Genomic DNA, 25,148 nt, shown 5'->3' with positions numbered 1-25,148 from the left:
AAACAGCGCCGTTTAACGGTTAAACTTCGCGCTCATCCAAGCCAATGCTCCCTCCCCGAACACAAAATTGTTAAAAACTCCTAATAAACCTCCGAAGTCCCGCCGACCCTGCGAATCTATATAGAATCTCATAAGGTTGGGAGAGGACAAAACCGCATGGTTAAACAGGATATTCTTACCGCAACGCTGGATTTAGCGATCGATAACGGAAGCAGCCATATCAAAGGCATTTACGACGAGCTCGGCAACGCGTTTATTTTCCCGAACGTGGTGGCGCAGCCGTTCGGCGAGCGCTACCTGCTGATGGAGCAGGGCGACCCCCTCGATTTTCTCGACGTGCAGATTACCTCGCCCGCGCTGGATTCGGAGCAGTACCGGCACGTGTACGTGGGCAACCTGGCGATCGGCGACGAAGGGATCGTGCACGAGATCGTCGGCGACAAGGCGGTGCAGAAGAAGGCGCAGCGGCCCGAGACGATGGTGACGCTCCTGACGGCGGCGGCGTACGCCGTGGCGAAGAAGCACGAGGACGCGATCGCGCGGGGCAAAAACCGCATCAAGGCCTCGGTTAACCTGGGCACGGGCCTGCCGATCCGCGAAATCACGAAGTTCAGCGAAGAATTCGCGCAGAAAATCGCGGGCGGGGTCCATTCGGTCACGTTCGTGACGACGCCGGGCTTCAAGGGCGTCACCGTCGAGCTGGAATTCGTCCTGCCGACGGGCATCAGCATCGACGACGTCTCCGGCGTCTACGACATGGAGGCGACGGCCAAGACGCAGCTGGCGCATAAGGGCTTCGGCATCGCGGACGTCGGCGGCGTGGACATGGACATCGCGTTCTTCCGGCCGGGGCTCGATCTCGATCAGCGGCATTCCACCGGCGCGAAGATCTACCTGAACGACGCGCTCGAGAACATCCGCAACGAAGTGAATGCCCAGGGCGAGGAGCTGATCTCCAGCACGGCGGAGCTGACGCTCATGCTCGTCAACAAGGAGTACGAGATCTATGCCGAGGGCAAGGTCGCGTTCGACATGACGCCGCTGGTCAATCGCCACATGCGCATTCTGGCGGAGAAGGTGCTGAAGTATGCCCGCAATGCCTGGAAGCATGTCCGGTACGCCAACGAGTTCTGGTTCATCGGGGGCGGGGCGATCGTGCTCCAGCCGTGGATCGAGAAGCTGAACGCCGAGCTCGGCCTGCCGCTGCGCTTCGACCAGACGGAGTACAGCCAGTTCCGCAATGCCCGCGGCACGTTCTTCCTGCTGCGGCACGCCTTGAAGCAGGCCGAAGCCGAAGCCGAGGCCGAGGTCGCGGCTGCCGCCGACAAGCCATCCGCCGCGCCCGCCGGGTCCGGCGCGCCCGCCCAGCCCTCCGCGCCCGCGGCTGCCGACCCCGCCAGGAAGCCTGAAGGCGGCGGGGGCGGGAAGGCTTGAAGAAGAAACGCAGATCGATGGTGCCGGTATCGCCCGGCAAGGACGTCACGCTCTATATTCCGGCCGACACGCCGCCCGAAGTCATTCGGTACTTGAACCGGCTGAAGGCGGAAGGCGTCTTCAGCCAGGGGATCATGGACATCCTGATCCGGCATATCGTTCGCGAAGAAGCGCTGGGGGCGTTGTCCCGCATGGACGATGACGGGGACGAGGCCGAGGGCGCGCGCGAAGCGGCGGCGGGACGATTCGATCGCGACGCGGAGGAGGGCGGCTTCCCGCCGGAGCCGGCGGACGAGGAAGACGGCTTCGGGCCGGCAGCCGCGCTGCCCGCCGCTCCCGCGAAGGCGTTCAGCCTGGACGAGATCTTCCGCCAGGCCGGCCGCAACGCCGGCAAGCTTCGCTCCTAGCGGCCCGGCGGCGGGAGGCGCCAAGCCGGGCCGGTACCGATAACGGCAAGAAGGAGGACACAGACATGCCAAACGGACAACAGAACGATGGAACCCGCAGCTACACGCTGTCGGAGGAAGTGTTTCACCAAGCGGGCCTCGACATTCATTCGCAAATGGTGTACATCATCTTGAAGTGCTTCGCCACGGAATCGCATTTCCCGAACGTGGCGGAGATCGCGAAGCTGGGGCGGATGGACGAGAAGCAGACGGTGAAGGCGCTGCAGCGGCTCGTCGAGCTGAAGATTCTCCCGCTGAAGCTGTTCCGCCGCATGGTCGGCGTCTTCCAGGACGACCGGCTGTCCTGGTCGGCGAAGGGACTGCTGCTTTTCTGCAAGGAGCATCCGCGCGTCGAGCTGCACAGCTTGCTCGAGATGGCGTCGCAGTCCGGGGAGGACGAGGAGAACATCCGCCGCTCGCTGCAGGAGCTGAGCTTGTACGGCTACCTGGACGAGTTCCCGGAATGGCGGCAAATCGCGAATTGATTCATGCGCGGGGGCGCCGGAGGGAGCTCCGCGGTCCGCGAGACGATACGCAAACAGCCCCGGCAAGGAGCCGGGGCTGTTTGGGGTGTCGCCTGCGCGGGCGGTTACGGCTTCACCGCCGCGGATTTGCGGTCCAGCATGAGGCAGACGAAGGCGACGGCGAGCGCCGCGGCGACCAGCGCGGCGCCGACCCACGGCAGCGCTTCGATCGACAGCTGCGTGATGACGGTGCCGCCGATGAACGCGCCCGTCGCGTTGCCGAGGTTGCCGGCGGAGTGGCTCGTCGTGGAGGCGAGCGCCGGCGCGGACTTCGCCAAGCTCATGATCCGCACCTGCAGGCCCGGGAAGACCGCGAACGAGGCGGCGCCCCAGAGGAAGACGGTCGCGACGGCCGCCGCCGGACTGTGGACCGTGAACGCGAACAGCGTCAGAATGACGCAAATCGCGGCGTAGAGGCCGAGAATCGTCGGCATCAGCTTCCAGTCCGCGAGCTTGCCGCCGACCATGTTGCCGAGCGTGACGCCGCAGCCGAACAGGACGAGAATCCACGTGACGCTATGCTCGGCGAAGCCGGTGACCTGCACGAGCAGCGGGGTGATGTAGGTGAAGACCGCGAACAGGCCGGCGTTGCCGAGCACCGCGATCAAGAGGAACAGCAGCAGCCGCGGGCTCGCCAGCGCGGCGATCTGCTTGCCGATGCCGATGGGCGCCTCCGGCTTCAGCTTCGGGATGAGCATCAGGATGCCGATCAGCGTCACGACGCCCATGAGCGCGATCGTGGCGAACGAAGCCCGCCAGCCCAGATGCTGGCCGATGAACGTGCCGACCGGCACGCCGATGATGTTGGCGATCGTGAGGCCCGCCATCATCATCGAGACGGCGCCGGCCCTCTTGTCCGGCGCGACCAGCCCGGAGGCGATGACGGCCCCGACGCCGAAGAACGTGCCGTGCGTCAGCGCGGTCAGCAGCCGGGCGCCCATGAGCACGGCGTAATTCGGCGCGAAGACGGAGACGGCGTTGCCGAGAATGAAGAGGCCCATCAGGAAGCAGAGCAGCTGCTTTTGCGGGATTTTGTGCGTTAAGACCGTCAGGATCGGAGCGCCGACGGCGACGCCGAGCGCGTACATCGTAATGAGCTGGCCCGCGGCGGAGATGCTGACGTGCAGGTCGTCCGCGACGTTCGGCAGAATGCCCATGATGACGAACTCCGTCATGCCGATGGCGAAGGCGCCGAGCGTCAGCGAGAGCAGCGGAAGCGCGGACGGCTTCTTGCGAACGGCGGGACGGGGGACGGAAGCATGCGATAATTCCATGAGATGCGATCACCTTTCATGTTGTGTGGCGTCATGGCTGAAGGCGGAGCAAAAGCTGTCGCTTTGCGCAAGCCAATCAGACCCGGCGGCGCGTCGGCCGCCGGAAGCTAACCCCTATTGTGTGGCGTGCCGGGCGAGAATACAAGGGATTTTACGAAATTTCCATCAATCGTACCGAATGAAAGCGCTTCGGATCCCGGCCTGCAAAAACGACAACTAAATGTAAGCGCAAACACGAAGAATTCCGATCCGGCCTCGGGCGCGAGGAAGAGAATAATCGGCGGCACGGCACGGTCAGGCGCCTCGGTTGACAAACGAAAGCCGTTGTACCTATAATCACTACAACGAAAGGGTGTTGAACGTGCAAATCAGCAGCAGATTTTCCATCGGCGTTCATATACTGTCGCTCCTGGCGATCAATCCGAACGAGCATCAAACGTCGGAATGGATCGCCGGCAGCGTCGGGACGAATCCGGTCGTCATTCGCCGGGTGCTCGGGCAGCTGAAGAAGGCCGGGCTCGCCAACGTCCGCGCCGGCAGCGGCGGGGCGTCGCTCGCGCGCGGGCTGGGCGAGATCTCGCTGCTGGACGTCTACCGCGCGGTCGAGGTCGTGGAGGAGGGCAAGCTGTTCCACGTCCACGGGCAGCCGAATCCGGACTGCGAGGTCGGCGCCAACATCGAGCAGGTGCTGCGGCTGCTGCTCTTGAAGGCGCAGGACGCGATGGAAGGCGTGCTTGCGGCGGTGACGATGGCGGAGCTGGTCGACGTGCTGGCTAGGGAGATCAAGCGGAGCGCGGCGCGGTGAACGCGCGAGGACGGCACGGCGCCGTAAGCGCCGGACGCCGGGCATCGCTACAGAGACCGATATAGACCGTTTCGGAAGCCAGCTCGCTTCCGGACGGTCTTTTTTTGGCGGCGACGGCCGAGGTGGTGTCGCTGTGGAATTGCGGTTGACATCCGGCAGGCGACCCTCTATAGTTGAATTTAATGATAATGAGAATCATTATCGAATAAAGCGTACAATCGCGTACATACGAAGGGGAATCGTCAGATGAAGAAGGCAGTCGTACCGATTCTGCTCGCGCTGATGCTCGCGCTCAGCGCCTGCGGGAATAAAGCCGCGAACGAAGGGGCGTCGAACGCGGGCAGCGCGAACGCGCCGGCCGGGAACGGAGCGGCGAACGAAGCGACGGGGACTAACGCGGCGGCCGGGAGCAACGCTTCAAGCGGGAATGCCGCGGGCAGCGCGGCGGAAGCGCCGTCTGGCACGGTCACGTACCAATCGGAGAACGGCCCGGTCGAAGTGCCGGCCCATCCGCAGCGGATCGTCGGCCTGACGAACGCGCCGAACGTCGTCTCGCTCGGCGGAACGCTTGTCGGCGTCGACGAGTGGACGAACAAGAACCCGCTGTTCACGGATAAGCTGAAGGGCGTCCAGATCGTCTCGGAGAACGACCTCGAGAAGATCATCGAGCTGCAGCCGGACCTGATCATTGCCGGTTCGTATATGAAAAATCTCGACAAGCTGAAGGAGATCGCGCCGACCGTCGTTTACACGTGGGGCAAGCTGGACTACCTGAAGCAGCAAGTCGAGATCGGCAAGCTGCTGGGCAAGGAGAAGGAAGCGCAGGCGTGGGTCGACGACTTCACGTTGCGCGCCGCAGAGACGGGCAAGGCCATCAAGGCGAAGATCGGCGAGAACGCGACGGTCACCGTCTTCGAGACGGACAACAAGGATTTCTACGTCTTCGGCAACAACTGGGCGCGCGGCACCGAGCTGCTGTACCAGGCGATGGGGCTGAGCATGCAGGAGAAAGTGAAGAAGGACGCCCTTGGACCGGGCTATTACACGCTGTCGCCGGAGGTGCTGTCGCAGTACGCGGGAGATTACGTCGTCTTGAGCCGGAGCAGCGCGTCCGACAACGCGATCATGAAGACGGCGGCATGGACGAACGTCCCGGCCGTCAAGAACAAGCGCGTCATCGAGATCGACACGGAGGCGTCCTCGTACAGCGATCCGACGACGCTCGAATATTTGCTCGATATCTTCAAGAAAGGCTTCCTGGGCAGCTAAGATTCAGGAGCCGCCGGCGAGAACGCGGGCGCCCGCCCGAACGTCCGCCTAAGCAAACGAAGCCCGCGCCGATGCGCGGGCTTTTTGGTAGGGACGCGGTTTAGGTACCGCTCGGCGCCCGGGCGGCCGGGCGGGCGCCCGAGCGGGCGCATTCGGCTCGCCCATGCATCCGGCAGCAGCCATGCGTGCCGCTGGCCGGCCTTTATCGGCCGGGCCGGACGATCGCCGGATGCGCGGCAACGATCGCCTCGCACACCGCCCAAAGCCGTGGCAGGTAGCCGAGGGTCGCCTCGGCGCGGCGGGCGATGTCGCCGTCCGACGCGATGCCGAGGTCCGCGGCGGCTTCCTCGAGCGCGGGCACGTGGGCGGGCAGCAGCGCGGGGGCGTCCGCGCCGAGAATCTTCAGGCAGCGTGCGAACGTCGCGACGATCCAGAACATCGCCTCGCGATGGTCGCCGGCGCGGATCATGGCGCGGCTGCCCTCGATGGCGATGGGCTGGGCGTCCGCCGTAATGTCGCTGCTGAAGAAGAACGGCGTCCGGCCCGCGTCCGCGGCGGCGTCGAACGTCCGGGCGAGCGCCTCGAGATGGCGCTCGGCCCGGGCGGGTGCGAGCGCCGCGCCGCCGAGCTGGTCCAGCAGCTCCGCGTACGCGCCGGCGTGGCCGCAAGCGTGCAGCGCTTCCCGCGCGGCCGGGTACCGCCGGCGCACCGTCGGATTGCGCAGCGCCGCGACGAGCGGCAAATGCGCGGTCACGCCGGTCGGGAACAGCCACTGCGTGACCTTGTCGTAGACCGGCGCGCCGTAATCGATGCCGCGCAGGCCGGTCTCGACGCGCTGCCGGACGTGCGCGCAGCGGCGCAGCACCCAGGCTTCGTCGGCGAAATGGCGGGCGACCTCCTCCTGCAGCCGTCCGAGCCGGCCGTCGGGGTCGGCGATAATGCCGTTCATGCGAAAGCTGCCGGCGAGGTGATAGTCGGCCAGCACGGTCTCGGCGGAGGCGAGGTCGTCCCAAGCCAGCACCGTTACTTCGAGGAGCGCGCCGTCATACCGGAACTTCCCCGGCTTGAGCGGCGCCTCCGTTTCCCCCGTCACGACCACCACGTCGACGTCGGACGACGCCGGCAGCTCGGCTTCGTCCGGCATCCCGACCGTGGAGCCGCTGAAATACGCGCCGCGGAAGCTGCTCTCCCGCGCGGCCTGAGACCTTACCCATGCGGCCGCGGCCTGCTTGGCCCTGCCTACGTTCATGCCGTCTCCCCCTTTGCGGAAATGGGCTATCGCTTTCATCCTACCAAATGTCGGGGGATTCGGGGGAGATTTCCTTCGCTTTCGGCGCTGCTTTTTGCTTTTGTTCTCTAGCCGGACTTGTTTCCGCCGGATGGATTCCCGCCCGATTGGCCTTCGCCGGACGGACTCTTGCTAGCGCTGGCGCCGCCGGTATTGCCGCCGCCCGGCTGGCTGCCAACGGACGGGTTATTGCCGGAAGGGCTCTCGCTCTGCTGGTTCACGTTCGCCTGGCTCTCGTCAGGCCGGTTCCCGCCGGATTGGCCGCCACCGAGCGGATTCCTGCCCGCCTGGTTGTCGCTCTGCTGGCTTCCGCCGGACGGACTTCCGCTTGGCTGGTTCCCGCCCGACTGGCCTTGGCCGGACTGATTACCGCCCGATTGGTTGTCGCTCTGCTGGCTTCCGCCGGACGGACTTCCGCTTGGCTGGTTCCCGCCCGCCTGGCCTTGGCCGGACGGATTCCCGCCCGCCTGGCTGTCGCTCTGCTGGCTTCCGCCGGACGGACTTCCGCTTGGCTGGTTCCCGCCCGCCTGGCCTTGGTTGGACTGATTCCCGCCCGCCTGGCTGTCGCTCTGCTGGCTTCCGCCGGACGGACTTTCGCTTGGCTGATTCCCGCCCGACTGCCCCCCGCCGGGCTGGCTTCCGCCCGAGCCGCTTCCGCCGCCAGCCGCGCCGGCGGCAAGGGGCCGGAACCACGAGACCACGAGCAGCAGGAGCGGTAAGAACAAGCCGAAGGTGGCCGAGTAGAACGGCCAGATCTCGCCGGCGAACACCCGGAAATAGACGATGTTGGGGTAGACAATAATCGACAGGACGCCGATGAGAATGCCGAAGGGCACGATCATGGGACGGTACGATTGCAGCCGGAGCACCTGGGCGAAGCCGAGCAGCGCGGCGTAGAAGCAGAGCGACAGCTTGAAGAAGATCGTCAGGAACCAAATGATGGCGACGAGCACCTCGATCCGCTGGAGGAATTCGCCGACCTGGATTTTTTTCGCCAGCGTGTAGCTGGGGAACGTGTGCCGCGAGGCGAAGTCCCAGCCGAGGACGAACACGCACAGCAGCGTAATGACGATGATGACGAGCCCGCCCAGTACGGCTCCCTTCAGGAACGGCATGCCGATCTTCGTCTTGTTGACGGAGGGGATGATCATCAGGAAGACGGTCAGTTCCAGGTACGGAATGCTGATGACCGAGAGGCTGCCGTTGATGATCGCTTTCGCCCCCGCTTCGAAGACGGGCTGAATGCGGTCGAACTGGATCTGCGGCAACAGGAACACGATCAGGAGCAGCAGCATGGTCATGATCCAAGGCAAGAAGATCTCCGCCGTGCGCGCGATGACCTCGAGGCCCAGGCTGGCGCTCATCAGAATCGCCATGATGAACAGCAGATGCACGATCTGGATCGGCGTCTCCGGCATGACGATGGTCGTGATGAAGTCCCCGACGTTCCGCAGCACTAGGGAAGCGAGCAGGAAATAAAACGAGAAAAACAAAAGACCGACCAGCTTTCCGAGCCAGGTGCCGAGGATCTGCTCGGCGAATTGCACGAGCGTTTGGCCGGGATAGCGCTTGCTGAGCGTGACGTAGAGCCCGATGAGCAGCACGCCGACGCCGACGCCGACGATGGCCGACAGCCACCCGTCCTGCTTCGCGACGGCCGTCAGGCCCGAAGGGACGATCAGAATCGAGCTGCCCAAGCTGAACAGGAGCGTCAGGATCGCCAGCTGCCGCGCGTTGATTTTGCCTTGTTCGATCATCGTTCGGACGCTCCTCTCCGCCGGGATTATTTCAGCATGGAAAAAACGGCTTTGCTCATGGGCTTATAAATGACGGTCAGCCAGTCGAGCGGGTTGGGCAGCTCGACGCGGAAGCTCTGCAGCATGCTCAGCGTAACGGCCGCGACCAGCAGGCACGCCGACACCGCCAGCTCCTTCTTCTGCCCGCTCCGCTTCAGCCGCGTGTACTGGAAACGAACGACGAGAGCCGCCATGAACAGCACGATCCAAATCAATCGGACTCCTCCTCCATCCGTTCCAGGAACGACTCCACGACCGAGCCGGTGCGGCGAATCTTCGCGTTCACGGCGATATGGACGGGGAGATCGGCGAATTCCTGCGCCCAGCGGTCCTTCATCCGGTTCCACGCGCGGTAGTCGGCGCGGTGGATAGCGGAGCCGAAGCCGAAGATATCCGACTTGTAATACTTCGCCCGCGCGACGGCGGCTTTCATCATGTTTTCGATCTGATCGCTCAGCTCCTTCTCGAACAGCTCGATCGCTTCGTTGGTCGCGATGTTCATGCCGCATTCGACTTCGCCGATGTTGCCTTCCGCCTGGACGGTCACGTCGATCCGCGGCTCGCCGTTCACGACCCGTCCTTTGATCCGGTGGTTCGTGCGAATGAGCTCCACTTCCACGTCGTCCCCGCCGGTGCACGGCATCCGTACGATCGTGCTGCTGATGTTGCCGCGGATGAAGTTGTAGCCCATGCTCTGCTTGTCGTTGAGCCAGCCGACGAGCTTGTCCTTGCGGAACACGCCGAGTCCCTGATACTGCAAGTAGGCGGGAGCGGACACCGAATTCAAGTTTCGCCGGTTCCCGCCGATTCGGGGATCGCCCACGATCCGAATGCCGGTCAGCACCGGATCTTTGCCCTGGTCGACCAGGTCGTAGATCAGCTGATGCAGGTCGACCTTCGTCGAGACGCCCCAGTTGCGCTGCGAGGTTTCGAGCGAGGTGTACATCTTGTCCGTCGGCAGCTTCTCGAGCGGCGTGAGGATCTGAAGCACCTGGTTCGCGGTCGCGCCCCGGGCGACGATGATGTAGAAGTCCGTGCGAAGCTCGTGATCCCGGGACAGCCCGTCGAGCACCTTCGCGATCCCCGCGCGGGCCAGATCTTCCCCGATGACGAGAATGCGGAGATGGGAGGAATAAATTTTCCGCGGCGCAATGGTGCCCATCTCGCGAATCGATTCGAAAATCGAGCGTTCGTTGTTCGTCCGTACGGTAAGCACGGGGACGCGGCTGCCGGTTCCCTTGCCCGAGCCGATCTCGGTGGCGTTGATGATCTGGACCGACACGCCGTACCGGTCGCCGTTCTTGTCGAAGCCGTACGCCGTCGCGATCGAAATTTCATTCAGCTCCTTGCGGTTCCAGCAGCCTGTCAGCAGGAGCGCGCACAGAGAAATCAGGACGAGTTTGAGTGCTCGCGTTGCCGTCATGCCGGGTTCATCCCTTTCTTCGCGTCCACGCGGTTAGCCGCGGGAAGGGGGCTTATGCGGCGGATCGTCCTTCTGCCGGGTCCGGTTCGCCTGGCTGATGAGCCGCGGCCGGGTCAGCATCGCCCACTGCGGAACCCGGAAGATGCTGTCCTTCTGGTCCTCCGCGATGTACGGCGCGAACGGCGTCATATACGGAACGCCGAACGAACGCAGGCCGCACAGATGCAGAATCATGATAATGGTTCCGACGAGAATGCCGTACAGGCCGAACGACGCGGCCAGCATCATCAGCACGAAGCGAATCATGCGGATGGAGATCCCCATGTTGTACGACGGAATCACGAAATTCGAGATCGCCGTGATCGCGACGACGATGACCATGGCCGGGCCGACGAGCCCGGCGTCGACCGCCGCCTGCCCGATGACGAGCGCGCCCACGATCGACACCGCCTGGCCGACCGTGCGGGGCATGCGGACGCCGGCCTCCCGCAGTATCTCGAACGTGACCTCCATCAGCAGCGCCTCGATGAACGCCGGGAACGGGATGCCCTCGCGCTGGGCGACGACGCTGATGAGCAAGGGCGTCGGGATCATTTCCTGATGGAACGTCGTGATCGCGATGTACGCGGAAGGCCCGTACATGGCGATGAACAGGCAGACGTAGCGGAGAATGCGAAGCAGGGACGCGATGTCCGCCCGCTGGTAGTAGTCCTCCGGCGTCTGCAGGAAGTGCGCGAACAGCGCGGGCACGAGCAGGACGAACGGCGTGCCGTCCACGAGAATGGCGATGCGGCCCTCCAGCAGCCCGCCGGCGATCGCGTCCGGACGTTCGGAGTTGTACATCGTCGGAAACGGCGTGTACGTCTCGTCCTGAATCAGCTCCTCGATATAGCCGCTCTCCAGGATCCCGTCGATGTCGATCCGATCCAGCCGCCGGCGGACCTCCTCGACGATCTTATCGTTCGCGATGCCTCGGATATACATGATCGCGACGTCGGTCATCGTGACCTTGCCGATCTGCCGCGTCTCCATCCATAAGTTGGAGTCCTTGATCTTCCGCCGGATGAGGGCGGAATTGGTGCGGAGGGTTTCGGTGAAGCCTTCGCGCGGACCCCGAACGACCGATTGGGAGGAAGGCTCGTCGACGCCCCTGTCCCGGCACGCGCGGGTGCTGGCGACGATGCCTTCGGCGTGGCCGTCGATGAGCACGACCGAATCGCCCGACAGGATCGCGTGATACAGCGTATCCATATCGGACAGGCCGCCGATGTCGCCGACCTTCAGGATGTATTCCCGGATCAGCTTCAGAGGGTTGGTCTTATCGTCGGGTTGCAGAAACTGCTGCGTCTCGCTGCTTTCGACGAGCAGCGATTCGAGCAAGGACCGCGGATCCGACAGGCTTTCGATGTAGACGACGGCGGCGGCGTGCGGCTGCCGGTTCGTGCGGATGACGAAGCGGCGGATGACGAGATCCGTGCTGCCGCCGAGCTGCGTTTCGATTTGGCTCAGCGTCGCGGCCAGCGACGCGGGCAGCGCGTTCACGGCGTTCGTCCCGCCCGTGCCCGGCCCTTTCGGCTTCGAGGCGGATTTCGCCTTCAATTTACGGAATGCTTGATAGAAATCGACCATGCGTCATCACCCGGATGCTGTACTTTTTACCACTATCTCCATAACCGGAGGGTTTAAACCATCGCGGGCGGGTTTCGAAGCAGGGCCGCGGACGGCGGATCGGACGCGCGGGAGAAGGGGCGCCGGAGCGATTGGCGATGGAGGAAGTTGGACATCGTAGTAGGAAAAGGAGGCGCGCGGATGAATACGTACGTGGACGTGCTGTGCCGGTCCGTCATCGCCATTCTGCTGCTCCTGCTCATCGCCAAGCTCCTCGGCAAGCAGACGGTATCCAACATGACGTTCCTCGACTTCGTCACCGGCATTACGCTGGGCTCGATCGCGGGCAATCTGGCGTTCAACCTGAAGATCAAAGCGGTCTACATGGTGCTGGCGCTCGTCTTCGCGGCGGGCACGTCGTTCCTGCTGTCCGTCGTCGCCCTGAAGAGCCGCCGGCTGCGGAAGTGGATCTCGGGCTCGCCGACCGTACTGGTCGAGGGCGGCCGCATCCTCGAGGCGAACATGCGCAAGATCCGCTATTCGCTCGACTCGCTGGATCAGGCGCTGCGGGAGCAGGGGATTTTCGACATCGGCGAGGTGGACTACGTCGTGCTGGAGGATAACGGCACGCTGTCGGTGCTGAAGAAGGGCGAATTCCAAGTCGCCGTGAAGAAGGATCTCAAGCTGAAGGTCAAGCCGCAATCCTTCCCGGTCGAGCTCGTCATGGACGGCGCGCTGCTGGATGGGAATTTCGAGGCGAACGGGCTGACGCGGGAATGGCTGGAGCGCGAGCTGGACCGGCGGGGAAAGCGGCTGGAGGACGTGTTCTACGCGGTGCGGGGCACGCACGGGCAGCTGTTCGTCGACGGCTACGAGGACCGCGTCCGGCGGCCGGTCGACAAGGAGTGACGGCCATGACCGGCTGACGCGGGCGCGGTGTTTGCCGAATAAATGGCATTTAGAGGAATTCGGACTCCGGATCGCGAATAGAGGAAACGAGACTTGTCGGCGAATCGTTCTCAATTCCATTCGGAGGTGGCTAGTAATGAAAGCGCTGTTTATCGGAGGGACCGGCATCATCAGCTCGGCGATCACGCGGCAATTGGCGGCGAACGGATGCGAGCTGTACGTGCTGAACCGGGGGAACCGCAACGCGGCTCTGCCGGACAACGTGAAGGTGCTTCAGGCGGATATCAACGACGAGGCGCATGTCGCCGAGCTGATCCGGGAGCTGGATTTCGACGTCGTGGCGGACTTCATCGCCTTCGTGCCGGCGCAGCTGGAGCGGGACTATCGGCTGTTCCAAGGCAAGACGAAGCAATTCATCTTCATCAGCTCGGCCTCGGCATACCAGAAGCCGCTGTCCGATTACCGGGTGTCCGAAAGCACGCCGCTCGCCAATCCGTACTGGGAGTATTCCCGCAACAAGATCGCGTGCGAGGACTACCTTATGAAGCAGTACCGGGAGCAGGGCTTCCCGGTCACGATCGTGCGGCCGAGCCACACCTACGACGAACGCACGATTCCGCTCGGCGTGCACGGCCGGAACGGCTCGTGGCAGGTGGCGAAACGGATGCTCGCGAACAAGCCGGTCCTCATTCACGGCGACGGCACGTCGCTGTGGACGATGACGCATAACCGCGACTTCGCCAAGGGCTTCATCGGCCTCATGGGCAACCGCCGCGCGATCGGCGAGGCGGTCCAAATCACGTCCGACGAGACGCTGACCTGGAACCAGATCTATGAAGCGATCGCGGACGCGCTCGGCGTGAAGCTGCAGGCGGTCCGCGTCTCTTCGGAATTTCTGGCCGCGTGCAGCCGCGAGGACTTCACGGGCGGGCTGATCGGGGACAAGGCGAACTCCGTCGCGTTCGACAACGCCAAGCTGAAGCGGCTCGTGCCCGAGTTCGTCGCGACGACGCGCTTCGACCAGGGCGTGCGGGAGACCGTGGCGCATATTTTGGCGCATCCCGAGCTGCAGAAGGAGGACCCCGAATTCGACGCGTGGTGCGACAAGGTGATCGATGCCGTGAACGGCGCGATCGCGGCGGTGAAGGGCTAGCCGGACGACGGGCGCGTCAGGTCGGTTGCATCGGTTTCGGAAATATCGGATTGGGGACATCGGATCGGAAACATCGGATCGGAAACATCGGATCGGGAACATCGGTCCGGAAGTATTGGATCGGAAAGCAGGCGAAAACCCTTGGCGGGGTTTTCGCCTTTTTCTCGTTCGCGTGCTCAGGCGGGGCTGATAACACCGGATTAAGCTTGCGGCGCGGCGGCTTCCCGCTGGAAGCTGGTCACTTCGAAAAGGATGCCGCCGAGCGCCGTGAAATAAAGGGTGTACCCGTTCCGGATCCTCCGCGGCCGCTGCTCGGCCGCAATCCCGGCCGCCGCGAGCTTATCGTGAAAGCCGTCGACGTCGGCGATCGTATCGACGTAGAACCCGAGGTGGAAATCCTTCGGATACCCTTCTTCGCCGGGCCGCAGGCTGCTCAGCACGAGGCTGAATCCGTCGTCGTCCGTCATGGCGGCGATGGCGTCCCCGTGCCGGCCGTTCAATTCAAAGCCGAACACGTCGCGGAAAAACGTCACCGCTTCGTTCAAATCGGGCACGCATACATTCAAATGGTTCAGTTTCATGCAGGAATCGCTCCTTGCGTTTATTCTAATACCATTAGATTAATCTAAAGGTGTTAGAATGTAAAGCGAATGGTATACTGGTCACGTAAGAGAGGTGAGCGAACGTGGCGAGACGGCGAGTGTACGCCGATAAGCCGGGCGGCGCGGCGGACGGGCCGGCCCCCGTCTACATGCCGCTTGAACGCGGACGGATTTTGGAGGCCGCCCTTAAGCTATTGGACGAGCTTGGTTTGAAGGACTTAAGCATGCGGAAGATCGCCGACGACCTGCAGGTCAAGACGGCTTCCCTTTATTATCACGTCAAGGACAAAGAGGCCTTGATGCAGCTGCTGTCCGACCGTATCTGCGGAGGCATGGAACGGATCGATCCGTCCCTCCCTTGGCGGGAGCAGCTTTCCCAATGGGCGGGCCAGTTCCGAAACGTGCTGCTCTCCCGCAGGGACGCGTTCGAGCTGTTCCATCAGACGATCGCAAACGGCGACGAGCGCCTGACCCAGATCGAACGGCTGTTTCAGTGCCTGGCGTCGGCGGGCTTCCCGGACCGCCAAGTCCCTTGGCTGGCGTCCATGGTGAAAACGTACGTGCTGGGCTTCGCGGCGGAAGAGGCGCGGTTCCGGGCGCGCGCAAGCGGCTTCGCGTCCCGCGAGGCGATGAACGAGCAGCAGGAACAAGCGTTCCGCAGGCTGCCGGAAGAACGGTTTCCGAATATGGTGCGCCTCGCGGCCGTCACGACCTCGACCGATTGGGAGCAGGAATTCCGGTTCGGGCTGAGCGTGCTGCTCGACGGCTTCGCGGCCAAGCTTCCGGCGGGGGCGAACGACGAATAAGGGAAGAACGGATAAACGGCGGCAGGCGGCCAATCGCCCTTACAATGATGTTCTTGCCGCCCGGCTGCGTTCGGGAGCCGCCGCGCGATAAGGAGGGACGGACATGGACAACCGCATCACGATCGAAGTCGCGCAAGACGGAAATATCGAGCAATGCCGCGAGCTCTGCAACGAGCTCATGGCATTTCAGAAGGCGAACGCGCAGCTGCGCCCCGAGCTGTTCGACGCCATGAATTTCGACACGCGCATGAAGCGCAGCTATGAGCGCGCGCTGGCGAGCCAAGTCCTCGTCGCGAAGGAGGACGGCGTTCCGGTCGGGTACGCGTTCTCGACGATCGACGACATTTCGCAGAGCCGGCACGCGTATCCGGATTGGGCGCCGCGAGCGGAGCAGGGGGCGTACTTGGGCTTCTACCCGGACTGGGACGACCTGCCGGACAAGGCCGGCTGCCTGAACAATCTCTACATCCGCGACGGCTACCGCCATCTGGGCTTGGGCTCGAAGCTCTTCGGGATGGCGATGGACTGGCTGGACGGCTTCCGCGACGCGGACGTCGTCTTCATCTTCGTGTCGAACGGCAACGAGGCGGCGCTGAATTTCTATCTGAGCCGCGGGTTCGCGTTCAGCCACGACGTTTTCGGAGGGTTTATCCAAGCGACGTACCGGCGGCGGACGTAACGGCGGCCGGCAAGCCGCAAAGGGGGAGTCATCATGACGCAACGCGACAGGGACGCGGGTTCCACGTGGAACAGTTTCAACTTAAACCTGCACGGCTGCCGGTCGGGCGCCCGATCCCGCGGCCGCCCGCCCTAAAGGACCTCGAAATAGGATCTTGAAAAAGGACCTCGAAAGAGAATTTCCAAAAAGGACCTCGATCGAGGTCCTTTTTTGCGTTTCCCCCGAACTTCTATACAAATCGACCAGAAATCGAAGGATTGCCCGCTACAGCGGCGGAAGCGCGTTCACTACAATAAAAACACGACGGACCTAAAGAAGGTGAACGGACATGAGCAAGGCCGATATGGCGCTCGATAGCAAGACAGCCCCGCGGGAGCGGACGGGAAACCGCCGGTGGAAGCTGGTTCGCGGCAATCTCGACATGTACGCGCTGCTGATTCCCGGGGTGATTTTCCTCCTCCTGTTCAAATACACGCCGATGTACGGCATCGTGATCGCGTTCCAGGACTTCAACATCTTCGGCGGCATCAAGGGCAGCGACTGGGTCGGGCTGGAGCAGTTCCGCAAGCTCGTCCGCTCGGACGAATTCTTGCGGGTGCTATTCAACACGCTGCTCATCAGCCTGTACAAGATCGTCATCCTGTTCCCGATCCCGATCGTGCTCGCGCTCTTCCTGAACGAGGTGCGGCGGATGGTCTTCAAGCGGACGATCCAAACGATCATCTACTTGCCCCACTTCCTGTCCTGGGTCATTATCTCCGGCCTGTTCATCAACATCCTGTCCCCGATCGGGGGACTCGTGAACGAGCTGATCCGCTCGTTCGGCGGGCAGCCGGTCTCGTTCCTGACGGAAAATCACTGGTTCCGCAGCGTCGTCGTCTTCACGGCCGGGTGGAAGGAGATCGGCTGGAACGCCATCGTCTTCATCGCCGCGATCGCGGGGATCGACCAGGAGCAGTACGAGGCGGCCGCCATCGACGGCGCGGGGCGGATCCGGCAGATGGTCTCCATCTCGCTGCCGGGCATGCTGCCGACGATCATGCTCATGCTCATCCTGCGGATCGGCAGCCTGCTCGAGGCGGGCACGGAGCAGATTCTGACGATGTACAACCCGCTCGTCTACAAGAGCGGGGACGTCATCGGCACGTACGTGTACCGCATGGGCCTCGGCCAGCAGGATTACAGCTTCAGCACGGCGGTCGGCCTGTTCAATTCCGCGGTCGGCTTCCTGCTCATCGTCATCGGCAACATGCTCAGCCGAAAATTTCTGCACCGCAGCATCTGGTAGGAGGCGATAAACACGATGCGCAGCACATCAATCCGCGATTACGCGCTGGATGCCGTGATCTATATCTCGCTCACGCTCATGGGACTCGCGACCCTGCTTCCCTTCGCGAACGTGCTCTCGAAGTCGATCAGCGAGGAATGGGCGATCGTCGCCGGCAAGGTCGGCATCGTGCCGGTCGGCTTCCAGCTCGACACGCTGCGGTTCGTCGTCACGTCCGGACAGTTCCTGCACGCGCTGTTCATATCGGCGCTGGTGGCGATCATCGGCACGCTGGCGTCGCTGCTCGTGACGGCGATGACGGCGTACCCGCTCTCGAAGCGGGAGCTGCCCGGCACGGGGCCGCTCATCGTGCTGTTCATCTTCACGATGATGTTCAACGGCGGCATCATTCCGAACTACCTGCTCATCCGGCAGCTCGACCTGATCGACAACCTGGGCGCGCTCATCCTGCCGGCGCTCGTCAGCGTGTTCAACATGCTCGTCGTCAAGAGCTATTTCGAGAGCCTCCCGGCGAGCCTGGAGGAGTCCGCGAAGCTCGAGGGGGCGCGGAATTACACGATCCTCTTCCGCATCATCCTGCCGCTCAGCGGTCCCGTGCTCGCGACGATCGGGCTGTTCTACGCGGTGTACTACTGGAACGACTACTTCAACCCGATGCTCTACATCAACAGCGCGTCCCTGAAGCCGCTCCAGCTGTACCTCCAGGACATCGTCATGAACGCCGACACGTCGTCGGCCCTGAACCGGAGCGCGGACGATCTGATGAACGTGCCGGCGGAGGGCGTGCGCTCGGCTACGGTCATCGCGTCGACGATCCCGATCCTGCTCGTCTATCCGTTTCTGCAGAAATATTTCATCAAAGGGGTGCTGATCGGCTCCGTGAAGGGCTGATCGGTTCCCGAAAAGCCGCAAGCGCATTAATTCTTGGCGGCATGCCGCGAGATTAATGATATATACTACCATACAGGAGGGTCATGCAATGAAGAAGGTTGTGAAGGTCATGCTGATGGCCGCGATGGCGGCGCTGCTGATGGCCGCGGCGGCCTGCTCGTCGAACGGCGGCGGGAATAACGCCGGCACTAATGCCGGGAATAACGCCGGTACGAACGCCGGCGCGGCGGACGCGGGGGGCGGCGCGGCGGACGATGCGGCCAAGCCGGAGCTGAAGCGGCTCGACATCTGGCAGAACGAGGATTACAACGCGTATCCGGTCGCGAAAATGCTGGAGGAGAAAACGGGCTACAAGGTGCAGTACGACATGCTCCCGCAGGATAAGTCCGCGGAGAAGCTGAACCTGATCATGTCCTCGGGCGAGCCGTACGACCTCGTCACGACCTACAGCGACATGGCGCTGTACTCGGATTACGCGCAGAAGGGCGCGCTCGTCGACCTGCTGCCGCTGATCGACAAGTACGGCCCGAACATCAAGGCCTCGATCAAGCAGGCGTCGATCGACGCGCTCAAGGTCGACGGCAAGCTGTACGCGATTCCGACGACCGTCACGTACGCGATCAACAGCAGCATCCTGATCCGCACCGACTGGCTGGATAAGCTGGGCCTGAAGATGCCGACGACGACCGACGAGCTCACCGCCGTTTTGAAAGCGTTTAAAGATCAGGATCCGGGCGGCAACGGGGATCAGGACGTGCCGCTCACGATCCGCGGCGACCTGCCGATGCTCGACAACATCGTCGGCGCGTTCGGCATGCCGAACAGCTGGAACGACGTCGGCGGCCAGCTGGTGCCGCGCGTGCTCGACCCGGCGTACACGGACTACATTACCTACATGGCCGACCTCTACAAGCAGGGCTTGCTGGACAAACAATTCGTCGTCAACAAGGACGCGACGGCCAAAGAGAAGTTCTCGAGCGGCAAGGCGGGCGCGATTATCGTGCACTGGGCGGACATCCCGACGATCTCCGACGCGCTCGCGAAGAGCGCGCCGGACGCCACATTCGCCTTCGTGCCGGCGCTCAAGGGGCCGGGCGGCAAGGCGGGCTTCGCGGCCAACGCGGGCTTCGACCGCCTGACGTTCGTGCCGAAGGCGGCGAAGCATCCGGAGGACGCGGTCAAATGGATCAACGCGAGCCTCGATCCGGCGACGTTCAAGGACCTGGCCATCGGCGAGGAAGGCAAGCACTTCAAGATGGAGAACGGCGCGTACGCGCCGATCCTGCCGATCTTCAACGACGAGCGCAACCTCGCGAACAACTACATGGCGGGCACCGACGAGACGAACTACCCGCTCTACTGGCAGGCGCGCGTCCGCAAGAGCCCGGTCATGTTCGAGGCGTTCGACTTCCTGAACAACAAGCAGCCGGACGACGTCAAGATCCCGAACAAGCTCGGCCTCGCGCCGTACATGCCGGAATACGCCAAGAACAACCTGCAGCTGGAATCCATGGTCGGCGACTACACGATCAAGCTGATCGCGGGCGCGGAGCCGCTGTCCGGGCTGGAAGCGTTCCAGGCCAAGTACAAGGCGGCCGGCGAAGAAGCGAGCGCAAAGGAAATCAACGACTGGTACGCCACGGTCAAATAACGGCCGCGTAGTAGAAGCAGAATTATCGGACGATTCGCAATCCTACCGCTTAAGGGGGCGAAGCGGCCCGCGCCGTGCCGCGAGCGTGGCGCGGGCCGCTTCGCCTCGAATCGAAAGGAGTCCTCATTCATGGCAAGCACGCAGTATTCGTTCACCCGGAACGTCGATACCCATTCGCGCACGGACGTCGTCGTGATCGGCGGCGGCCCGGCGGGCACGGCGGCCGCGATCGCCGCCGCGCGTTGCGGGAAGACGGTCGCGCTGCTGGAGAAATCCGCGCAGCTCGGCGGCATGGGCACGCTCGCGAACGTCAGCATCTTCATGCCGGTCGGCAACGTGACGGGCATCTACCGCGAGATCATCGCGGAGATGCTGGCGGCGTTTCTGCCGGACGGCCACGATCAATCCATCGCGCCGCAGTATTCGCCGTTTCTGCTTCGGCAGTATTTGAACGAGAAGATGAAGAAGGAGAACGTGCAGACGTTCTTCCACAGCGAATTCGTCGGCTCGGTGACGGAGGACCGGCGGCTGAAGGCGGTCGTCGTCTCCACGCGCGAAGGGCTGCGGGCGTTCGAGGGCGGCGTGTTCATCGACGCCACCGGCGACGCCCGCGTGGCGATCGACGCCGGCGTGCCGTACCATGCCGGCCGCGAGTCGGACGGCCTGACCCAGCCGATGACGCTCATGTTCACGATGCAGGATACCGGCAAGCCGGTGAAGCAGGTGCTGCCGGAGGGCTGCTACTTCTATCACGACGTGGCCGAGCTGCCGCAGGGCCGGCGGCTGTACTGGGAGCAGCACGGCGACGGCACGCTGCTCGTCAACATGTCGCGCGTCAAGGCGAACGGCGCCAAGCTCGCGGACGTCAATTTCGCGGAGACGGAGGCGCTGCGTCAGGTGTTCTCCATCGCGCATTACTTGCAGCGCACCGGCTTCGAGACGTACGCCATCGCGCATATCGCGCCGCAGACGGGCGTCCGCGAGACGAACCAGATCGAGGGCCTCTACACGCTGACGGAGCGGGACGTGGTCGACGGGGCGCGGTTCGCGGACGTGGTCGCGCAGACGAACTACGAGATCGACATCCACAGCCCGGACGCGCAGAAGACGACCGACGAGCGCAAGGTGGACGGCTACGACATCCCGTACCGCTGCATGGTGCCGGCCGCGTACGACAACCTGCTCGTGGCCGGCCGGGCGATCTCGGCGACGCACGTGGCGATGTCCTCGATGCGCGTGCAGGCGACCTGCTACGCGCTCGGCCAGGCCGCCGGAGCGGCGGCGGCGATCGCATTGGACGACGGGGATGCGGCGAAGGACGTGTCCATGGCGAAGCTGCACGACATCCTGGAACGGCAGGGCGTCCGCTTCCGCGTGACGACAACCTAACCAAGGCCGAAGCGCGAAGCGAGGGCGGTCTTCCGGCAATGGCGGTGCCCGTAAGGGGCGCCGCCTCGTTGCCGTTTTGCGAGCGCGGGCGGCCGTTCGCGCCGCGGAAGGAGGCCGGTGCCTTGCCGCGCCGTCGGCGCCTACATCATGAGAAGGAAGGGGACTCGGGTTCATGTACAAACTGCTGATCGTCGACGACGAGCCGACGGTGCGCGCGGGCTTGCGCGCGTATATCGATTGGTCCTCCTTCGGCATCGAAGTGATGGACGAAGCGGACGACGGGGACGCGGCGCTCGAGATCGTCGGGCGGGAGACGCCGGATCTGGTGCTGACGGACGTCCGGATGCCGAATCTGGACGGCATCGCGCTGTCGCGGGAGATTTCCGCCCGGCATCCCGGGACGAAGATCGTGTTCGTCAGCGGGCACGACGACGCCGATTACTTGAAGTCGGCGCTGAAGGTCAGCGCGGTCGACTATATTTTCAAGCCGGTGAATCTGGAGGAGCTGAGCGCGGTCATCCGGCGCGTCGTGGCGGAGCTCGACGCGGAGCGCGCCGAGCGGCGACGGAAGGAAGAGCTGGAGGTCAAGCTGAAGGAAGGCATGCCCCTGCTGCGGGAGAAGCTGCTGCTGTCGCTGGTGGAGGGCGGGGCGCCGAAGCAGGGGCTGGGCGAGCGGCTCGACTTCCTCGGCCTGCGCCTGCCGGCCGACGCGCCGTATTGGGTCGCGGTCCTCTCCGTCGACGACATGGCCGGCGTGCTGGCGAGCCGGACGGAGACCGACCGCCAGCTGCTCTGGTACGCGGTGCTGAACATCGCCCAGGAGCTGATCGACCGCCATCTGGCCGGCTACGCGTTCGAGCGCCGCGCCGGGGAGTTCGTCGGCATCCTGCGGGCGGAGCCGGCCGACGAGTACGCGTCGGACGCGGCGGAGGCGCTGTTCGCGTTCGCGGGCGACGTGCGCGGCAACCTGGAGCGCTGGCTCAAGATCGGCGTCACGATCGGCATCAGCGAGCGGGTGACGTCGCCGTACGCGCTCGCGCAGGCGTACGGGCAGGCGCGCGAGGCGGCCGACCACAAGTGGTACCTCGGCAAGAACCGCATCATCACGATGGACAGCCTGCGGGGGCCGGAGACGGAAGCGGGCGGCTATGAACGGAGCGGCCCCGCCGACCGCGAGGGGCTGATCCCGGCGCTCAAAGCCGCGGACCCGGACAAGCTGCGCGCGGGGCTCGACCGGATCTTCGCCGATTTGGCCCGCAGGCGGCGCGACGGGCTGAAGTACGGGCGCAACGTCTGCCTGCAGATCGCGCTGGCGGTCGACCAGCTGCTGCTGGAGCTGAACGTGCCCGCGGGCGGATCGGACGCGGACGCGCCGGCATCCGGCCTGTGGGAGGCGCTGTTCGAGCAGGAGACGCTCGGCGACCTGCGGCGGCTGCTGGAGTCGCGGCTGCTGGACGCGTGCGGGCGGATCCGCGAGAAGCGCACGGGCAAGACGGCGAACGTCGTGGAGCGGGTGCGCGCCATCATCGACCGGGGCTACGCGAACGGCGGGCTTACCGTGGCCGAGATCGGCAGGGAGGTGTACCTGACGCCGACGTACGTCAGCCTGCTGTTCAAGCAGGAGACGGGGCAGACGGTGAACGAGTATCTCACCCAGGTCCGGGTGGAGAAGGCGAAGGAGCTGCTGCGCGACCCGCAGTACAAGTTCTACGACATCTGCCATGCGATCGGCTACACGGACCCGAGCTACTTCACCAAGCTGTTCAAGAAAGCGACGGGCGTCACGCCGAGCGCGTACCGGGAAACCCATGCGTAACGCCGCCGCGTTCGTCTGGCGCCGGCTGGCCGCCGCCGCCGGGGCGGGCCTGCGGCTCGTTCGCCGCTTCGCGATGCCGCGCCAGTGGCTGATCGCGTACCTGCTGCTGATCGTGCTTCCGGCGGCCGTGTTCCTGTACGGCTATTACGAGCGCTCGGCGAAGATCCTGAAGGACGAGGTCGTCCGCACGATGCAGCAGACGGTGAAGCAGGCGGGCAGCAACCTGTCGTACCGGCTGGAGCACCTCGAGGATATCAGCAACGCGGCGTTCATGAACGCCAACCTGCATACGTACCTGTCCGTCGGCGCGGACGATCAGTCGATCGCCGTCCAGCTGCAGGTCGTCAAGGACCTGCGCAACCTGGTCGATACCGTGCAGACGAATTCCGACGTCTACCACGTGCGGCTGTTCGTCGACAAGTCGAAGCTGTACGCCGCGGAGCGGATCAATTTCTTCACGCTCGACAGCCTGAAGGACCGGCCGTGGTACGTGCCGATCATCGCCGCGAACGGCGGCATCGTCTGGACCGGCGACTACACGGAGCATTTCCTCGACGCGGGCGACGCGCGGATCTTCTCGCTCGCCCGCATGCTGCGCGATCCGAACCGTTACGACAAAATCTCCGGCGTGCTCATGATCGACGTCAAGGAGAGCATGGTGTCCGGCATCCTGTCGGCGCTGCAGTTCGCGCCGGGCACGCAGGTGTACCTCGCGGATCCGAACGGGACGATCGTCTACCATCCCGACCGGTCGCGAATCGGCACGAGCGTCGATCCGGCCGTGCTGGCCGTGCTGGGGCGGGGAAGCGAGGGCATCGGCGCGGTGAAGCTGAACGACGAAGTGAACGACGTCATGTACGCGACGCTCGACCCGACCGGCTGGAAGCTGGTCGCGCAGGGGACCGAGTCCCAGCTGTCGCGCCGCGCGGTGCAGCTGACGCAGCGGTCGGAGTGGACGTCGCTGCTGGAGTACATCGCCCTCTTCCTGGCGCTGCCGTTCGTGCTGATGGCCATCATCGTGCGGGGCATGAACCGCCGGGTGAAGCAGGTGATCACGGTCATCCGCCGGGAGGGCACGGAGACGAGCCTGAGCGAGCTGCCGCCGGTGAACGGCGACTTCCGGCTGCTCGAGCGGAGCGTCGACCATCTGATTCTCCGGGTGCGGACGCTCGTCGAGGAGAAGTACAAGGCGCAGCTCCTGGAACGGGAGGCGCAGCTGCAGGCGCTGCAGGCGCAGATCAATCCGCATTTCCTCTACAACACGCTCGACACGATCAACTGGATCGCGATCGGCAAGGGCGCGACGGACATCAGCCAGATGATCGACAGCCTGGCGAAATACTTCCGGCTCAGCCTCAGCAAGGGCCGGAGCATCGTCAGCGTCGAGGACGAATTCCGGCTCGCGCAGGTGTACCTGGAGATCCAGCGGAGCCGCTTCCCGGATACGTTCGATTTCGAGCTCGACATCCGGCCCGGCCTCGAGGCGTGCGCCATGCCGAAGCTCATCCTGCAGCCGATCGTCGAGAACGCGCTGCTGCACGGCATCCGCAAGGCGAAGGGCAGGCGCGGCGTCATCGCCATCGCCGCCCGCGAGGAACGCGGGGACCTGGTCCTGACCGTGGCCGACAACGGCATCGGCATGGACGAGGGGCTGGCGGCGCGGCTGCTGACGGAGGCCCCGTCCGAGGCGAAGGACGACGGCGCCGGCGGCAGCTCGTACGGGCTGTTCAACGTCAACGAGCGGGTCAAGCTGTACGCCGGCGACGCGTACGGCCTCTCCATCGCGTCGGAGCTCGGCGCCGGCACGACCGTGCTCGTCCGTCTGAAGGCGGAGCGCCCTCCGCACGATAGCAAGCAAGGCGATTCGGGATAATGACGTCCCTCGTCCGTGCTGCCGGCGCGCGGAGAGGCAGGGAAACGAACGCTCTGCAGCCGCATGCAGCGAGCAAAGTTCAACCCGGGCGCGAACGGGAAACGAAAACGCGCGAAAGCCGCTCCTTCAGGGGGCGGCTTTCGCGCGTCCTGCGGCACGATGTCCCGCACCGCGATTCAGCGATCCTAAAACTTGTGTAAAGAAGGTTGCAATCCTCGGACAGG

Annotated in this window: 22 protein-coding genes; 15 read left to right on the top strand and 7 right to left on the bottom strand. The window is 64.1% G+C overall.

The window, feature by feature from the left end; genetic code table 11:
• Positions 1-156: 156 nt before the first annotated feature.
• From I8J29_RS21710 to I8J29_RS21700, 3 genes are all read left to right on the top strand, one after another.
• Positions 157-1,434, top strand: a complete 1,278-nt coding sequence (locus I8J29_RS21710; RefSeq protein WP_208849577.1) for a ParM/StbA family protein — start codon at positions 157-159, stop codon at positions 1,432-1,434.
• On the top strand, positions 1,431-1,841 hold the full coding sequence (locus tag I8J29_RS21705) for a hypothetical protein (RefSeq protein WP_208849576.1): 411 nt from the start codon (positions 1,431-1,433) through the stop codon (positions 1,839-1,841). The genes I8J29_RS21710 and I8J29_RS21705 overlap by 4 nt, the downstream gene beginning before the upstream one ends.
• 65 nt (positions 1,842-1,906) lie before the next feature.
• The gene (locus tag I8J29_RS21700) at positions 1,907-2,365 is read left to right on the top strand and encodes a hypothetical protein (protein WP_208849575.1); all 459 of its coding nucleotides are present in this window, start codon (positions 1,907-1,909) and stop codon (positions 2,363-2,365) included.
• Positions 2,366-2,469: 104 nt separating this feature from the next.
• On the opposite strand, the gene I8J29_RS21695 is transcribed toward I8J29_RS21700, so the two are convergent.
• Positions 2,470-3,678: an MFS transporter gene (locus I8J29_RS21695; protein WP_208849574.1), complete on the bottom strand. Its 1,209-nt coding sequence runs from the start codon at positions 3,676-3,678 to the stop codon at positions 2,470-2,472.
• 361 nt (positions 3,679-4,039) lie between these two features.
• Here I8J29_RS21695 and I8J29_RS21690 point away from each other — a divergent pair, with 361 nt between their 5' ends.
• Both I8J29_RS21690 and I8J29_RS21685 read left to right on the top strand, forming a co-directional pair.
• Positions 4,040-4,483, top strand: coding sequence for an Rrf2 family transcriptional regulator (locus tag I8J29_RS21690; RefSeq protein ID WP_208849573.1), 444 nt, complete (start codon positions 4,040-4,042; stop codon positions 4,481-4,483).
• Between the two features lie 246 nt (positions 4,484-4,729).
• Positions 4,730-5,752 carry an iron-hydroxamate ABC transporter substrate-binding protein gene (locus I8J29_RS21685; RefSeq protein WP_208849572.1) on the top strand — a complete coding sequence of 341 codons (1,023 nt, stop codon included), beginning with the start codon at positions 4,730-4,732 and terminating at the stop codon, positions 5,750-5,752.
• Positions 5,753-5,954: 202 nt separating this feature from the next.
• On the opposite strand, the gene I8J29_RS21680 is transcribed toward I8J29_RS21685, so the two are convergent.
• The 5 genes from I8J29_RS21680 to I8J29_RS21660 all read right to left on the bottom strand — a co-directional run bounded on the left by I8J29_RS21680 (position 5,955) and on the right by I8J29_RS21660 (position 11,888).
• A complete protein-coding gene (locus I8J29_RS21680) occupies positions 5,955-7,001 on the bottom strand; it encodes a hypothetical protein (RefSeq protein WP_208849571.1) in 1,047 nt (348 codons plus the stop codon).
• A gap of 107 nt (positions 7,002-7,108) precedes the next feature.
• The gene (locus tag I8J29_RS21675; RefSeq protein WP_208849570.1) at positions 7,109-8,797 is read right to left on the bottom strand and encodes an endospore germination permease; all 1,689 of its coding nucleotides are present in this window, start codon (positions 8,795-8,797) and stop codon (positions 7,109-7,111) included.
• A 26-nt stretch (positions 8,798-8,823) separates the two neighbouring features.
• Positions 8,824-9,051 (bottom strand): hypothetical protein, encoded by a 228-nt coding sequence (locus I8J29_RS21670; protein ID WP_208849569.1) that lies wholly within the window; start codon positions 9,049-9,051, stop codon positions 8,824-8,826.
• Entirely contained in the window at positions 9,048-10,259 is a 1,212-nt protein-coding gene (locus I8J29_RS21665; protein ID WP_208849568.1) for a Ger(x)C family spore germination protein, read from the bottom strand. Before I8J29_RS21665 ends, I8J29_RS21670 begins: the two co-directional genes overlap by 4 nt.
• Positions 10,260-10,292: 33 nt before the next feature.
• Positions 10,293-11,888, bottom strand: coding sequence for a spore germination protein (locus tag I8J29_RS21660; protein WP_208849567.1), 1,596 nt, complete (start codon positions 11,886-11,888; stop codon positions 10,293-10,295).
• Between the two features lie 180 nt (positions 11,889-12,068).
• Between I8J29_RS21660 and I8J29_RS21655 the strand changes: the two genes are divergently transcribed.
• Both I8J29_RS21655 and I8J29_RS21650 read left to right on the top strand, forming a co-directional pair.
• On the top strand, positions 12,069-12,776 hold the full coding sequence (locus I8J29_RS21655) for a DUF421 domain-containing protein (RefSeq protein ID WP_208849566.1): 708 nt from the start codon (positions 12,069-12,071) through the stop codon (positions 12,774-12,776).
• Between the two features lie 136 nt (positions 12,777-12,912).
• Positions 12,913-13,929 (top strand): SDR family oxidoreductase, encoded by a 1,017-nt coding sequence (locus I8J29_RS21650; protein ID WP_208849565.1) that lies wholly within the window; start codon positions 12,913-12,915, stop codon positions 13,927-13,929.
• 200 nt (positions 13,930-14,129) lie between these two features.
• Here I8J29_RS21650 and I8J29_RS21645 read toward each other — a convergent pair whose 3' ends face one another.
• Positions 14,130-14,510 (bottom strand): VOC family protein, encoded by a 381-nt coding sequence (locus tag I8J29_RS21645; protein ID WP_208849564.1) that lies wholly within the window; start codon positions 14,508-14,510, stop codon positions 14,130-14,132.
• Positions 14,511-14,614: 104 nt separating this feature from the next.
• Between I8J29_RS21645 and I8J29_RS21640 the strand changes: the two genes are divergently transcribed.
• The 8 genes from I8J29_RS21640 to I8J29_RS21605 all read left to right on the top strand — a co-directional run bounded on the left by I8J29_RS21640 (position 14,615) and on the right by I8J29_RS21605 (position 24,924).
• Positions 14,615-15,337 carry a TetR/AcrR family transcriptional regulator C-terminal domain-containing protein gene (locus I8J29_RS21640; protein WP_208849563.1) on the top strand — a complete coding sequence of 241 codons (723 nt, stop codon included), beginning with the start codon at positions 14,615-14,617 and terminating at the stop codon, positions 15,335-15,337.
• 103 nt (positions 15,338-15,440) lie between these two features.
• A complete protein-coding gene (locus I8J29_RS21635; protein WP_208849562.1) occupies positions 15,441-16,016 on the top strand; it encodes a GNAT family N-acetyltransferase in 576 nt (191 codons plus the stop codon).
• Positions 16,017-16,344: 328 nt separating this feature from the next.
• On the top strand, positions 16,345-17,304 hold the full coding sequence (locus I8J29_RS21630) for an ABC transporter permease (RefSeq protein WP_240546389.1): 960 nt from the start codon (positions 16,345-16,347) through the stop codon (positions 17,302-17,304).
• A 15-nt stretch (positions 17,305-17,319) separates the two neighbouring features.
• Positions 17,320-18,195, top strand: coding sequence for a carbohydrate ABC transporter permease (locus I8J29_RS21625; RefSeq protein WP_208849561.1), 876 nt, complete (start codon positions 17,320-17,322; stop codon positions 18,193-18,195).
• 88 nt (positions 18,196-18,283) lie between these two features.
• Positions 18,284-19,846: an extracellular solute-binding protein gene (locus I8J29_RS21620; protein ID WP_208849560.1), complete on the top strand. Its 1,563-nt coding sequence runs from the start codon at positions 18,284-18,286 to the stop codon at positions 19,844-19,846.
• Positions 19,847-19,975: 129 nt separating this feature from the next.
• A complete protein-coding gene (locus I8J29_RS21615; protein ID WP_208849559.1) occupies positions 19,976-21,235 on the top strand; it encodes an FAD-dependent oxidoreductase in 1,260 nt (419 codons plus the stop codon).
• A gap of 172 nt (positions 21,236-21,407) precedes the next feature.
• A complete protein-coding gene (locus I8J29_RS21610; protein WP_208849558.1) occupies positions 21,408-23,051 on the top strand; it encodes a response regulator in 1,644 nt (547 codons plus the stop codon).
• Positions 23,044-24,924 (top strand): sensor histidine kinase, encoded by a 1,881-nt coding sequence (locus I8J29_RS21605; RefSeq protein WP_208849557.1) that lies wholly within the window; start codon positions 23,044-23,046, stop codon positions 24,922-24,924. Before I8J29_RS21610 ends, I8J29_RS21605 begins: the two co-directional genes overlap by 8 nt.
• Positions 24,925-25,148: the final 224 nt, after the last annotated feature.

The sequence above is a fragment of the Paenibacillus artemisiicola genome, from assembly GCF_017652985.1.
Lineage (GTDB): Bacteria > Bacillota > Bacilli > Paenibacillales > Paenibacillaceae > Paenibacillus_Z > Paenibacillus_Z artemisiicola.
Note: the sequence above shows the minus strand (reverse complement) of the source record. Positions and strands in the feature narration are given on the sequence as shown.